Annotated in this window: 11 protein-coding genes and 1 pseudogene; 6 read left to right on the top strand and 6 right to left on the bottom strand. The window is 74.3% G+C overall.

Going from position 1 to position 13258, the window contains the following annotated elements; translation table 11 throughout:
- Window positions 1-390: helix-turn-helix domain-containing protein (locus ACWGDE_RS27420; RefSeq protein WP_453391702.1), on the top strand; the 390-nt coding region annotated here is incomplete at its 5' end.
- Here ACWGDE_RS27420 and ACWGDE_RS27425 read toward each other — a convergent pair.
- Both ACWGDE_RS27425 and ACWGDE_RS27430 read right to left on the bottom strand, forming a co-directional pair.
- Window positions 330-722 (bottom strand): VOC family protein, encoded by a 393-nt coding sequence (locus tag ACWGDE_RS27425; RefSeq protein WP_453391703.1) that lies wholly within the window; start codon window positions 720-722, stop codon window positions 330-332. The genes ACWGDE_RS27420 and ACWGDE_RS27425 overlap by 61 nt on opposite strands.
- A 116-nt stretch (window positions 723-838) precedes the next feature.
- Window positions 839-1534, bottom strand: coding sequence for a TetR family transcriptional regulator (locus tag ACWGDE_RS27430; protein WP_453391704.1), 696 nt, complete (start codon window positions 1532-1534; stop codon window positions 839-841).
- A 621-nt stretch (window positions 1535-2155) separates the two neighbouring features.
- On the opposite strand from ACWGDE_RS27430, the gene rsgA reads away from it, so the two are divergent.
- A complete protein-coding gene (gene rsgA / locus ACWGDE_RS27435) occupies window positions 2156-3262 on the top strand; it encodes a ribosome small subunit-dependent GTPase A (protein WP_453391705.1) in 1107 nt (368 codons plus the stop codon).
- Window positions 3263-3357: 95 nt separating this feature from the next.
- Here the strand turns inward: rsgA and ACWGDE_RS27440 are convergent, their stop codons facing one another.
- Window positions 3358-4815 carry an alpha/beta hydrolase family protein gene (locus ACWGDE_RS27440; RefSeq protein ID WP_453391706.1) on the bottom strand — a complete coding sequence of 486 codons (1458 nt, stop codon included), beginning with the start codon at window positions 4813-4815 and terminating at the stop codon, window positions 3358-3360.
- 265 nt (window positions 4816-5080) lie between these two features.
- Here ACWGDE_RS27440 and ACWGDE_RS27445 point away from each other — a divergent pair, with 265 nt between their 5' ends.
- The gene (locus ACWGDE_RS27445; protein ID WP_453391707.1) at window positions 5081-6229 is read left to right on the top strand and encodes a sensor histidine kinase; all 1149 of its coding nucleotides are present in this window, start codon (window positions 5081-5083) and stop codon (window positions 6227-6229) included.
- Complete coding sequence (locus ACWGDE_RS27450; protein ID WP_453391708.1) at window positions 6226-6888, top strand: response regulator; 663 nt, start codon at window positions 6226-6228, stop codon at window positions 6886-6888. Before ACWGDE_RS27445 ends, ACWGDE_RS27450 begins: the two co-directional genes overlap by 4 nt.
- Window positions 6889-6926: 38 nt before the next feature.
- On the opposite strand, the gene ACWGDE_RS27455 is transcribed toward ACWGDE_RS27450, so the two are convergent.
- From ACWGDE_RS27455 to ACWGDE_RS27465, 3 genes are all read right to left on the bottom strand, one after another.
- Window positions 6927-7328, bottom strand: a complete 402-nt coding sequence (locus ACWGDE_RS27455; protein WP_453391709.1) for a PPOX class F420-dependent oxidoreductase — start codon at window positions 7326-7328, stop codon at window positions 6927-6929.
- Window positions 7329-7414: 86 nt separating this feature from the next.
- Window positions 7415-7906 (bottom strand): DUF456 domain-containing protein, encoded by a 492-nt coding sequence (locus ACWGDE_RS27460; RefSeq protein WP_453391710.1) that lies wholly within the window; start codon window positions 7904-7906, stop codon window positions 7415-7417.
- 24 nt (window positions 7907-7930) lie between these two features.
- Window positions 7931-8908 (bottom strand): helix-turn-helix domain-containing protein, encoded by a 978-nt coding sequence (locus ACWGDE_RS27465; RefSeq protein ID WP_453391711.1) that lies wholly within the window; start codon window positions 8906-8908, stop codon window positions 7931-7933.
- A 203-nt stretch (window positions 8909-9111) separates the two neighbouring features.
- Between ACWGDE_RS27465 and ACWGDE_RS27470 the strand changes: the two genes are divergently transcribed.
- Complete coding sequence (locus ACWGDE_RS27470; protein WP_453391712.1) at window positions 9112-12894, top strand: S8 family peptidase; 3783 nt, start codon at window positions 9112-9114, stop codon at window positions 12892-12894.
- Between the two features lie 106 nt (window positions 12895-13000).
- A pseudogene (locus ACWGDE_RS27475) lies at window positions 13001-13258 on the top strand (protein phosphatase 2C domain-containing protein); the annotation flags it as partial.

Consider the following 13258-nt stretch of genomic DNA (forward strand, 5'->3'; position numbering starts at 1 on the left):
GGGCTGGAGGAGCTGGCCGGGCTCCGCGCGGCCGCCGCGGGGCCCCCGGACCCGCTCGTCACGGAGATCGTGGCCCGGCTGCGCGCCGGGCAGGGCGTGGCCGCCGTCGCGGGGGCCGTCGGACTCGGGGAGCGGCAGCTGCACCGGCGCTCGCTCGACGCCTTCGGGTACGGACCGCGCACCCTGGGCCGCATCCTGCGGCTCCGCCGAGCCCTCGCACTCACGAGGCGCGGCCTCCCGCCCGCGCAGGCGGCCCAGGCGGCGGGCTACGCCGACCAGGCCCACTACACCCGCGAGGCGCGCGCCCTGGCGGGGACGACGCCGGGGGCCTACGCGGCCGGGGCGAACAGGGAGACCCCGGAGCCGTCCGGGTCGAGGACCACGGCGTAGCGCTGCCCCCAGAAGGCGTCCCAGGGCTTCAGGTGGCCGGTGTACCCGGCCTCGGTCAGCTCCGCGTACAGGGAGTCCACCTCGGCGGGGGAGCCGCACAGGAACGCGAGCCCCACCCGGCCGTCGCCCGGGGGCCGGGTCCAGGCCGGGTCGAAGGAGCGGATGACCTCCTCCGTGTCCCAGCCGATCCGCAGACCGCCCGGCAGGGCGGCCTCGACGTGCGGTTCGGAGTCGGCCCCGGCCGGGAGGTCGAAGCCGAGACGGCGGTAGAAGGCGAGCGAGGCGGCCATGTCGGAGACGACGATGCCGATCATGTCGAGTCGGGGAGTCATGAGGTCACCCTAGGAGCGCCCCGGGCCGCCGGTCTTGAACGAATCGGACACCCGGCCGGTGTCACCCCGGCCGGTGTCGTCCCGGCCGGTGTCGCCCCGGCGCTCGGCGCTCCCGGTCACTCGGTGTCCTCCTCCGGCGGCAGGTGCCGGTAGACCGTGGCCCGGGAGACGCCGAGTCTCGCGGCGATCGCGGTCGCCCCGCTGCCCGCCGCGTGCATCCGGCGGGCCGCCTCGACCATGGCCGGGCTCATCGCCACGGGCCGCCCGCGCCGGCCCCCGGGCACGGGCCGCCCGGCCGGGGCCGGCGGTTCGGCCGGGCCGTCCAGCAGCCGTCGTACGCCGTCCAGGACGGCCGCGCGCAGCTCGGGGAGCGGGGCGTCCGCGAAGAGCACCACCGGATCGGAGAGCATCGCGATGGCCTGGGCGGCCCGCACCCGCTCCGCGAACCCCGGATCCTCCCCCGCCACCAGGGACTTGGCCCGGAGCATGGCGTCGCGCAGCCGGGCGGAGGCCGGACCGGGAGTGGCCAGGGCCATGTCCTGGAGGTTCAGGCGGAGCAGGTGGCGGTGCCCCAGCCATACGTCGAGCACGCCCTCGATCGCGGCCCACCGGGCCGCGGCCGGGGCGGCGGCCGCCGCGCGGGACAGGGCCGCCGCCAGATCGCGGAGCATCGGCTCGACGAGGGCGCCGAGGATGTCGGCCTTGCCGGGGAAGTGGTAGAGCACCGCCGGCTTCGAGACGCCCACCCGTTCGGCGATCTCCCGCAGCGAGGTCTCGTGGAAGCCGTGGACTCCGAACAGCTCCATGGACACCCGCAGGATCCGCTTTCGGGTATCGGGGGCCGTCTCGATAATCGACTCATTATGCGACGCGGCGGGGGCGATTCGCGTCTCGTAAATCGTCGCAGAATCTGCGGTTTCGCGGTTCTCCATGAGGAACACCTTAGTGCCTTGCCTGACTTGGAGACAGGGCCTTACGGTCGGCCCTGACCGACGGTAAGTCGAGGCCGGGATTGGAAGTCCACACGGTCCGACAGGACGCGGACGGGGCCGACGTGACCTTCCGTCACGGGCCGCCGCGCCGCTGGTGCCGGCGACCCGCACCGGGATCGTGGCCCGGCACCTCGCCTCCCGGGTGCGGGGAGCGGCCGGAGCCCTGTGCGGGAGGCGGCCCGTAAAAGGCCGCCCGTAAAAGAAGTGGCGCGCGTCTGAACGGTCTTGTTACGGTGGGGCCGTTCCCGCCGAGCGGCGCGGAACCGCTCGTCAGTACGTGCGTACGACCCGGAGGTGAGTTCATTGATGACTGTCATGGCGCAGGGCGCTGCCCGCACTCAGAAGACCATCAGTGTCACTTCCGTGGTCTCCGGCTGACCTCACACTTCTCCCGCGCCGTAGCGGCGCGCTCCGCCGGGGCCACCCTGTGAAGGGTTTCCCTTGTCTTTTTCTTCTTTCCCGCAGGCCTCGCTCTCGCACGCCCTCAGCCCCTACGGCTGGGACGACGCATGGGCGGACGAATTCACCCCGTACACCGAGCAGGGCCTCGTGCCCGGCCGGGTGGTACGGGTGGACCGCGGCCAGTGCGACGTCATGACGGCGGACGGCATCGTCCGCGCCGACACCGCCTTCGTCACCCCGCACGACCCGCTCCGGGTCATCTGCACCGGTGACTGGGCGGTGGTGGAGGCGCACGGCAATCCGCGCTACGTCAAGACGTACCTGCCGCGCCGGACCGCGTTCGTGCGGTCCACCTCCTCACAGCGGTCCGAGGGCCAGATCCTCGCCGCGAACGTCGACCACGCGATCATCGCGGTGTCGCTGGCCGTCGAACTGGACCTCGGCCGCATCGAGCGGTTCCTCGCGCTCGCCTGGGAATCGGGGGCGCAGCCGCTCGTCGTCCTGACCAAGGCGGACCTCGTCCCGGACCCGGTCACCCTCGGGCACCTCGTCGAGGACGTCGAGACGACGGCGCCCGGTGTCCAGGTCCTCACCGTCTCCTCGATGACCGGGGAGGGCACGGACGTGCTCGCCGCGGTGGTCGGCGGCGGTACGAGCGTGCTCCTCGGGATCTCCGGCGCGGGCAAGTCCACGCTGGCCAACGCCCTGCTCGGGCAGGACGTGATGGAGGTCCAGGCGACGCGCGACGTCGACGGCAAGGGCCGCCACACGACCACGACGCGCAACCTGCTGGCGCTGCCGGGCGGGGGCGTGCTCATCGACACCCCCGGGCTGCGCGGCGTCGGGCTCTTCGACGCCGAGACCGGCGTCGGGCAGGTCTTCTCGGAGATCGAGGACTACGCCCGCCAGTGCCGGTTCCACGACTGCGCCCATGAGGCGGAGCCGGGGTGCGCGGTGGCGGCGGCGGTGGCCTGCGGCGAGCTGCCGGAGCGGCGGCTGGAGAGCTACCGCAAGCTGCTGCGGGAGAACCAGCGGATCGTCGCCAAGACGGACGCGAGGCTCCGCTCGGAGCTGAGGCGCGACTGGCGGCTCCGGTCGGCGGAGGGCCGCGCGAACTACGCGGCCAAGCGCACCGGCCGGGCCTGACGACCCGAACGCCGGCGGGGCCGGCCGGAACGCCGGCGCGGCCTGACCCGAAACGTCGGCGGGGCTGCGATCGCGGCCCCGCCGACGGCCGTTCCTCATCGAATCCCGGTGGCCGCCCCTGACGACGCGACCGTGCCGTAGGCCCGGAGGGCGTCGGCGGGGTCGCCGGGGCGGCCTCGCAGAGTGGCGTCCAGAAAGGCGAGGGTGGCCGCGGCGACGAGGCGCGGGCTCTCGGTGCGGCCCAGGGTGCCGACGATCGAGGGCACCGGCGGCAGGTAGAGCGGGCCGTCCGTGAAGGTGAGGTGCCCGGCGCCGGGGACGGTGAGCCGGTAGCTCGTCGCGGTGTTCTGCTCGAGGGCCTCGGTGAGCCGGGGCAGGTAGCGCGGGTCGGTGCCGGCGGTGATCTCCTGGGTGAGTGCGAGCGCCGGCTGCCCGAGGGCGGGCATGGTGGGGCCGTGGGGGTAGCCGTCCAGGTCCACGACGGCGTCGAACCGGCGGTCCTGCCGGGCCGCCTGCAGGGCGGCCGCTCCGCCCAGGGAGTGGCCGGCCGCCGCGGCGCGGCCGGTGTCCAGCCGTCCGGTCAGCGGGTCGGCACCCTCACCGCGGTCCAGCCGCTCCAGCCGGGTGAGGACGAAGCCGAGGTCGGCGGCCCGGACGGCGGTCCAGCCGGCGGCCAGCTCCTCGTCCCTGTCGCGGTCCCCGGAGGAGGCGGTGGTGGCGCGGATCGTGCGGCCGTCGTCGAGAACGACGACGCTGGAGTCGTACGGGTGGTCGAGGGCGGCGACCAGATAGCCGTGGCCGGCCAGCTCCTCGGCCCAGGCGGTGTTCTGGGACCGCACCCCGCCCGACCCCGGGGAGAAGAGGACGACCGGGAACCGCCCTCCCCCGTCGGCCACCGGGGCGTCGGCGACCGCGCGGCTGCGGGCCCTCGGGACGCCGTCGACCAGGAAACCGGGCAGGCCGACCCCGCCGGCCAGAGCCTCGGAGACGGTCCGCGCCTCGCCCTCCGTGCGTCCCAGGTACTGGGCTCGGGGGACGCCCGCAGAGCTCTTCCGCGCCGGGTACCAGAGCTGGACCACGACCGTGCGCCGGTCGTCCGGATCGGCGGTGAAGCCCTCGGGGCGCAGCGGGTCGGTCCACTGCACCACCCGGGTGCCGACCGCGAAGGCGCCCGTCGGCTCGGGGAAGACGGGCACGGGGAACGCCCAGGCGGCCACCGGGCCGGTGGCGATCAGGCCGGCGCAGGCCAGCGATCCCGGCAGGGCCAGCCACCAGCGGGCCCGCCGCGCCGGCCGGCCGGCACCGCGCCGCAGCAGGGGCGGGAGGGCGAACGCCGAGGCGACGGCGGCGCCGGCCAGGACCGGCAGCAGCTGCCAGCGGATCCCCACGATGCCCAGCACGATCGCCGACGGTACGAGGACCGCCCCCGCCGCGACGGTGACGGGCCGGCGGGCGGCCGGGGGGAGCCAGCGCGCCACCAGCAGCGCGACGGCGCCCAGCAGGACGAGGACTTCCGGAAGGGACAGGAACAGCCCCGGGATGGTTTCGGTCACCCGGCCATGCTCGGCGCGGGCCTGCGCCGCCACATCGGCCCCGGGTCGCCGCCGACCGCGACCGGAGTGGCAACCGGGCACCCCGGACCGGCGGCCGGCTTGCGACCGTGGGAGGTGGCGGTCTCCTCCTGTGGTCGTACGCCGGCGCATCGCGCTCCGACGCCGGGCTCATGTGCGGCGCGGACCCGCCGCCTAGGCTGCGGCTGTACGCGGTGGCGGCCCCGGCCGGGACGCCCCGACGGCCGATCGGCAAAGAGGTGTGACGGTGCGCCACCGGGACCGGGTACCGCCCCTGGTGTGGGACTCGGTACTGCCGGCGCTGCTCCTGCTCAACGCCGTGACCACGTACCCGGCCCGGGAGCTGCCGGTGGCGGCGGCGCTCACCGCCGCCCTGGCACTGCCCCTGGTGTGGCGGCGCCGGGCCCCGCTCGCGGTGTTCGCCGCCGTGGTGGCCGCGGCCTTCGTCCAGTGGCTGGCGGACCTGCAACTGCCCGCGGACATCGCGCTGCTGATGGCCCTGTACACGGCGGCCGCGCACACGGGCCGGCGCGGCACGCTGCTCGCCGCCGCCGTCGTGGAGGTCGGGGCCGTACTGGCCTGCCTGCGCTGGGCATCGGACGGCGCGTTCCTGACCCCCTTCGTCGCGCTCTCCGCGACGGTGGTCGCCGCCGCCGTCCTCGGGGTGAACGTGCGGACCGGCCGGGCCTACCTCGCCGCCGTGCGGGAACGGGCCGATCGGCTGGCGCTGCACCAGGAGCAGCGGGCGCTGCTGGCCGTCGCCGAGGAGCGGGCCCGTATCACCCGCGAGATGCACGACATCGTCACCCACAACCTGTCCGTCATGGTCGCGCTCACCGACGCCGCCGTCCACGCGCAGCACAGGTCCCCGGGCCGGGCCACCGCCGCGATGCTGCAGGTCTCCGAGACGGGCCGCCAGGCCCTCACCGACATGCGGCGCTCGTTGGGCGTCCTGCGGGCCGACGAGCCGGACGCCGAGCGCCACCCGCCGCCCGGCATCGCCCAGCTGGAGGCGCTCGCCGACCAGATGGCCGCCGCCGGGCTGCCGACCGGCCTGGAGGTCCGCGGCGGCCACGCCCATGTGCCGGCCACCGCACAACTCACCGTCTACCGCCTGGTGCAGGAAGCGTTGACCAACACCCTCAAACACACTCCCGCCGGCACCCGCGCGAAGGTCCTCGTCGCGTGCTCGGCCGGGAGCGTCGGCGTGGAGGTCACCGACAGCGGCCCCCGGCCGGAGCCTGCCGCCGCCGCACCGTCCGGCCACGGCATCCCCGGCATGCGCGAGCGCGCGGCCGCCTACGGGGGGACGCTGCGGGCCGGACCGCTCCCGGGCGGCGGCTGGGGCGTGCGGACCCGGCTCCTGCTGGGCAGCGGCGGGGCGGGCACCGCATGACGATCCGCATCGTGATCGCCGACGACGAGGCGCTGCTCCGGATGGCCTTCGGCACGGTCCTGGAGGCCCAGCCCGACATGGCGCCGGTCGGCGAGGCCGCGGACGGCGCCCAGGCCGTCCGCCTCGCCCGGGAGCTGCGGCCCGACGTCGTACTGATGGACGTCCGGATGCCCGGGACGGACGGGATCGAGGCGACCCGGCAGGTCGTCGCGTGCTCCCCGGCGAGCAGGGTGCTGATCCTGACCACCTTCGACCTGGACGCGTACGCCTTCGCCGCCCTCGCCGCCGGGGCCTCGGGCTTCCTGCTGAAGAACACCCGGCCCGAGGAGCTGCTCACCGCGATCCGCAACGTCGCGGCGGGCGACGCGGTGCTCTCCCCGCGGATCACCCGGCGCCTGCTGGAGGACTTCCGTCCGCAGCTGGCCGCCGGGGGCACCGCCGCCCGCGACGAACGGCTGGACCGGCTCAGCGCCCGGGAGCGCGAGGTGCTCGTCGAGGTCGGTCGCGGCCTGTCCAACGCCGAGATCGCGGCCGCCCTGTACCTCGCGGAGGCGACCGTGAAGTCCCATCTGGGGCGGATCCTGCTCAAACTGGAACTCCGCGACCGCATCCAGGCCGTGGTCTTCGCCCACGAGAACCGCCTGCTCCCCCCGGCCTGACACCGGCCCGGCGCCGCGACCCCGTGAACCTTGACGGCCTAGGCGTCCAGGCCCCAGGCCAGGACCCGGTCCGGATGGATGCGGATGACCTCCGGGCTGAAGTGGGGGCCCAGGGTGTGGGGGCCGACCTCCAGGGTGGCGTGGCCGCGGATCTCGATGCCGCGGACCTTCCACGGGCGGGTGCTCACCAGGTCGTCCACGACCAGGGACAGCCGGGGGTTCCCGGCGAGGTTGCGCCACTTCTTGGTCCTGCCCATCGCCAGCCCGCCCACCAGGATCGTGCCGTCGTCCTGCGGGAAGAACCCCACCGGGTTCGCCTGCGGCTGCCCGGCGGCGTCCACCGTCGCCAGCCGGCCCAGGTGCTGCGAGCGCAGGTATGCCAGCTCCGGTTCGCTGAAACCCTTGAAACCCTTGTCCGCCACATCTGCCGAGTCCGTCATGGGGGAGACGATCGCAGCCCGCGCAGCCCACCGCATCGGGCCGCGGACCTACGCCCAACGGCCCGGCCGCACGGGCGGCGCCGCCGCTACGCCCACAGCAGCGTGCCCACCCACGCCCCCACCACCATCAGGCACGCCAGCAGCTCCACCAGCACGCTCGTGCCCACCGCCCGCATCACGGCCCGGACCGACGCCCAGGCCTCGCCGTGGGTGCCCAGGCGGCGGCGCTCGCAGAGGTAGATGCCGCCCACGAAGCCCGGGACCGTTCCGATCACCGGGAGCAGCACGAAGCCCAGTACCGCCCCCAGGGCCGCGAGGACCACCATCCGGCGGGTGACGCCCACGCCCCGGAGCCGGCGCGGGGGCAGCTGCCACTTCACCACCTGCACCACCAGCAGCAGCGCGGTCGCCCCGACCAGCAGGCCCCACGCCGCCGACGACTGATCGTGCAGCGCCCACCACAGGATTCCGGCCCACACCAGCAGGGTTCCCGGAGCGCCCGGGACCATGACCCCGACCAGCCCGAACAGCAGCACCATCCCCACCAGGAGGAGCTGGGGCAGCTGAGGCAGATCCATCTGCTCAGCGTGCCCGACCCGGTGCTACCGGGCCACCCAGCCCCGCTCGTACGCGTGCCAGCCCAACTGGAGCCGGGTCGTGACCCCGGACAGCTCCATCAGCCCCTTGACCCGGCGCTGCACCGTCCGCAGCCCGAGGTCCAGGTGCTTCGCCACGCTCGCGTCCGTCATCCCGGCCAGGAGCAGCGAGAGGATCTCCAGGTCCGTGGTGTCCGGGCCGCCGTCCCCCTCCTCCGGGGCCCCGGAGGAGCCCAGCCGCAGCGGCAGCGACTCCCGCCAGACCGCCTCGAAGAGGCCCATCAGCGATTCCAGCAGCCCCGACGCGTGCACCACCAGCGCCGCCGGCTCCGCGCCGCGCGCCGTCAGCGGCACCATGGCCAGCGCCCGGTCCGCGATCACCAGTTTGGTCGGCACCTGGCCCGTCACCCGGATGTGCTCGCCGCGCGCCAGCGCCGTCGACGCCTCGCGGATGCCGCTCGGCAGGGCCAGTACCTCCCGCTCGATGACCACCCGGTAGGCGACGCCCCGTACCGAGGCCCGCTCCTCCGCCTCGTTCTCCGTCCCCGTCACCACCTGGGGCCGGCCGGTCACCAGCGCGCACACCTCCTCCGCCGCGCCCAGCTGGAGCTGGTGGAAGCGATGGGCCACCGCGCTCGCACCCGTCACCACCTCCACCAGGTCGTGCACGGCCGGCTCCGCGGCCTCCGCCCGGTACTCCTGCGCGAGCAGCGCCGCCGCCAGCTCCGCCTGTTCCAGCTCGTGCCGCTGCTGGGTGAGCAGCGCCCCGAGCGCCACGCCGGGCGGTGCCGCCACCCACCGGCCGGGCCGCGCGGAGGACTGGGCGGCCAGGCCCTGGCGTTCCAGGTGCCGCAGGGCCCGTTCGGTCTGCTGCACCGGCAGCGTCAGCCGGTGCGCGAGATCGGGTACCTCCGCGGCCCCCAGCGCGACCAGCGCGCGGTACGCCGACTCCTGCCCCTCGTCGAGGCCTATCGCACCCAGCATCCGGTACCACCCCACCCTCTCCACGGCGTTCCCTGGCGGGAAGCGGCCACGGCGCAAACCCGCCGCGGACATCATCGCCGCACCTCCCGCCTCTCTGCCAAGGTGACGCCACCGCAGCACCAACATCCGCTGGCCAGAAGCCATTTACGCGGCGGTTTCGCCGTGCAATGCAGTAGTTGGCCGGAATTCATCTGGGGAGAGCGATGCGTCCGATATCGCGTACGGCACTGGGAGCGGCCATCGCGGCCGTCCTGGCCGTCAGCGCCGTGGGCCCGTCCACGGCACAGCCGAGCGACGGAGCGTCCGGGACGGCGGGCAGACCCCTCACGGGCAGCGGGGCGGCGGGGCAGCAGCCCACCGCGCCCGTCACGGTGACCCTGGTCACCGGTGACCGCGTCCTGGTCTCCACCGACGCGCAGGGACGGGGCGCCGCCACCGCGATGCCCCGCGCGGACGGCTCGCAGCCGATCGTGCAGACCCGCCAGTCGGGCAAGGACCTGTACGTCTATCCCGAGAGCGCCGTCGCCGCCCTCGCCGCGGGCAAGGTCGACGAGGAACTTTTCAACGTCACCGGCCTGATCCGGCAGGGCTACGACGACGCGCACGCCAAGAAGCTCCCGCTCATCGCGGTCTACGAGGCCTCGGCGAGCCTGGCGCGCAGCGCCCCGGCGGTGCCGCGCGGAGCCGAGCGCTCGCTCGTCCTCGACTCCATCGGCGGCGTCGCGCTCGCCGCCGACAAGGAGAAGGCCGCCGACTTCTGGTCGGACGTCACCGGAAGCGGGATCAACCCGCACGCGCGGTCCGCCGCCTCCGCCCCGCTGAAGAAGCTGTGGCTGGACGGCAAGGTCCAGGCGAACCTGGAGCGTTCCACCAAGCAGGTGAACGCGACCGCCGCCTGGGCCGCCGGCTTCGACGGCACGGGCACCAAGGTCGCCGTCCTCGACACCGGCACCGACCTCCAGCACCCCGACCTCAAGGGCCGGGTCGCCGAGGCGAAGAACTTCACCGACTCGGACACCGCCGAGGACCGCCAGGGCCACGGCACCCACACCATCTCCACCGTCGGCGGCTCCGGAGCCGAGAGCGGCGGCGCGAAGAAGGGCGTCGCCCCCGGCGCCCAACTGATCAGCGGCAAGGTCCTCAACGACTCCGGCTACGGCCTGGACTCGTGGATCATCGCGGGCATGCAGTGGGCCGTCGACAGCAAGGCCGACGTGGTCTCCATGAGTCTGGGAGACCCCTCCCAGCTCTCCTGCGACGACCCGATGGCCGCCGCCACCGAGGCGCTGGCCAAGAGCAGCAACACCCTCTTCGTCATCGCCGCCGGCAACTCCGGCCCCGGCAACAACACCGTCTCGTCCCCCGGTTGCGCGCCCAGCGTGCTGACCGTCGGCGCCGTCGACCGCGACGACAAGACCGCCATTTTCTCCAGCCGCGGCCCGGCCGGTCTGCAGCACACCCTCAAGCCCGAGATCGCCGCCCCCGGCGTCGGGATCTCCGCCGCCGCGATGGGCGGCCGCGGGGTGTACGCGTACCAGTCCATGTCCGGCACCTCGATGGCCACCCCGCACGTCGCGGGCGCCGCCGCCGTCGTCAAGCAGCGCCACCCCGACTGGACCGCGCAGCAGATCAAGGCCGCGCTCGTCGGTTCCGCCAACACCGCGATCCCGGGCGACGTACGGGAGACCGGCGGCGGCCGGCTCGACGTCAAGGCGGCCATCGACACCACGGTCGTCGGAGCCCCCTCGCTCCAGGGCGGCGCGTACGACTGGCCGCAGGACCGCAGCGACCGCACCGGCGTCGAGGTCCCGTACACCAACCTGGGCACCAAGCCCGTCACGCTCAGCCTCTCCGTCGAGAAGGTCACCGGCAACGACGGCTCCGCCGTCCGGAGCCAGGTCGCCCGGCTGGACAAGCGCACCGTGACCGTCCCGGCCGGCGCCACCGTCAAGGTGCCGCTCGCCCTGGACCCCTCCGCGAAGCTGGAGCGCTCCCAGTACGGGGACGTCGCCGGCCGCGTCGTCGCCACGGCGAACGGCGTGCACGTCTCCACGCCCTTCTCGCTCTACGTGGAGCCCGAGACGGTCACCCTGCGCGTCAAGCTCCTCGACCGCGCCGGCAAGCCGGCCGCCGGCCCGTCCTCCCTGGACGTGATCGGCACCGACGACGCCACCGGTGAGCGCCGCTTCAACGACGGCTCCGCCGACCAGGTCTACCGGGTCCGCCCGGGTTCGTACTTCCTCTCCGCCTTCGTCGGCACCCCCGACGCCGGCGAGAACCCGTCGATGTACGACTCGATGACCTACCTCGGCCGTCCGCAGACGGAGATCAAGAAGGACACGGTGATCGTGCTGGACGCCCGCAAGGCGGCCCGGCTGAGCATCGAGACCGACCGGCCCACCGAGGCCCGCGGCACCACCCTCGCCTTCTCCCGCTCCTGGGGCGAGGCCTGGCAGCACGCCGGCACCGCCATGGGCGGTCGCACCATCCGCGGCTACTACGCCTCCGTCGAGGGCAGGGCGAAGGACGGCGCGTACGAGTTCGGCAGCTACTGGCGGGCGGCCGCGCCGCTGCTCTCCGAGCTGAAGGCCAAGGGCGGCCCCGTGCTGCACCCGATCACCGCCTCCACGGGCAGCGACAACCTCGACGGCACCGGCAGCGCGCCGCTCGTCAACGCCGGCACCGGCACCCCCGAGGAGCTCGCGGCCGTCGCCGCGAAGGACGCGATCGTGCTGGTCAAGGTGGAGGACGGCGCGCTCTACAAGATCGCGGCCGACGCGAAGGCGGCCGGCGCCAAGGCCGTCCTCGCCCACCGCGACGCACCCGGCCGCTGGCAGGGCTTCACCGGCTACGCCGGCGGCTCGCTCCCGGCCATGTCCATCGAGGCCGGCGAGGGACAGGCTCTGCTGGCCGCGCTGGCCACGGGGCCGGTCACGCTGAGCTGGAAGGGCAGCGCGAAGAGCCCGTACGTCTACAACCTCGCCCAGATCGAGAAGGGGCAGGTCCACGGCGACCGCACCTACCGGGTGCGCGACCGCGACCTCGGCACCGTCGAATCGGCCTACCAGTCGATGGGCGTCGCGGGCGACTTCGTCGACGTGACCGGCGCCTACCGCCCGCTCGGCAACGCCGTGTACTTCGGCAGCCTCGACACCGTCGCGGTACCGGGCAAGCGCACCGAGTTCTACTCCGCCGGGGACACGGCCTGGGACCACCTGGTCTCCAGCAGCTTCCCGTGGGGCGAGTTCATGACCGACCAGCACCGCACCTACAAGGCCGGCTCCAAGCGGTCCGAGAGCTGGTACGACGGGGTCATCGGCCCGGTCGCGCCGCGCGACCGGGAGGGCAAGGAACTGCTGGCCGCCGAACGGCAGGGCAACCTGATCGGCTTCGCCTCCGCGATGTGGGGCGACAGCGGGCACTACGCCCAGCAGGGCGGCTTCGGCGACCTCGGCAACGTCTCGCTCAAGCGCAACGGCGAGTCGCTGGGCGACAGCGGCTACCCGTCCGGCGTCTTCGAGGTCCCGGCCGACGAGGCCGTGTACGAACTGACCCAGCAACTGGAGAAGTTCGGCCAGCCGGCCCGGACCTGGCAGCGCTCCCAGGCGATCCAGACCTCCTGGACCTTCCGCTCGAAGCTGGACGCCGCGCAGTACTCGCAGGCCCTGCCGATCATCTTCCCGCGGATCTCCGCTCCGGTGGACGGCATGAAGACGCTGGCCGCGACCGACGGCCAGAGGATCGGCCTCACGGTCAGCGGGCACGCGGGCTACGCGCCCGGCGCGCTCAAGTCCGCCAGGCTGTCGTACTCGTACGACGGCGAGAACTGGACCGAGGCGAAGGTGAGCGCGAGCGGCGGGCAGTGGGCCGCGACCGTGGACCACGCCGGGGCCGCGGGCAAGCAGGTCATGCTCAAGGTCGAGCTGACCGACGCGAACGGCGCCACCGTCACCCAGACGGTCGCGCGGGCGTACGACATCCGCTAAGTCGTACGACGAATACGAGGGGGGTCCATCGGACGGCGGTCCGATGGGCCCCCCTTTTCGTGAGTTCGCCGTATTCCGGCCGCGGCGGAGCCCGACAATGAGGGCCATGAGTCAGCAGGGCGCGGGCGCGGACGACTGGTGGCAGAAGCTCTACTACGAGGACCCCGACCCGGGCCCCGACCCGGACCCCAGGGACACCCTGGACCACCGCTTCCGCTCGGCGGCGGTCCTGGTGGCCCCACCGGCGGTGCCGGGGCCGCGGCGGGGAGCGGGGGGCCCTGTGCAGGGCCCTGCTGCGGGGGCGTCCGGGGGGCCGGCTGCGCTTTCGCAGGGCCCGGCTGCGGGGCCGGCGCAGGGCCCGGCC

The sequence above is a fragment of the Streptomyces sp. NPDC054956 genome (assembly GCF_053609185.1).

Coding starts and splice junctions, on each gene's coding strand:
- ACWGDE_RS27465 (WP_453391711.1), bottom strand. CDS start 8,908: ATGCTGGGTGCGATAGGCCTCGACGAGGGGCAGGAGTCGGCGTACCGC.
- ACWGDE_RS27455 (WP_453391709.1), bottom strand. CDS start 7,328: ATGACGGACTCGGCAGATGTGGCGGACAAGGGTTTCAAGGGTTTCAGC.
- ACWGDE_RS27450 (WP_453391708.1), top strand. CDS start 6,226: ATGACGATCCGCATCGTGATCGCCGACGACGAGGCGCTGCTCCGGATG.
- ACWGDE_RS27425 (WP_453391703.1), bottom strand. CDS start 722: ATGACTCCCCGACTCGACATGATCGGCATCGTCGTCTCCGACATGGCC.
- ACWGDE_RS27460 (WP_453391710.1), bottom strand. CDS start 7,906: ATGGATCTGCCTCAGCTGCCCCAGCTCCTCCTGGTGGGGATGGTGCTG.
- ACWGDE_RS27470 (WP_453391712.1), top strand. CDS start 9,112: ATGCGTCCGATATCGCGTACGGCACTGGGAGCGGCCATCGCGGCCGTC.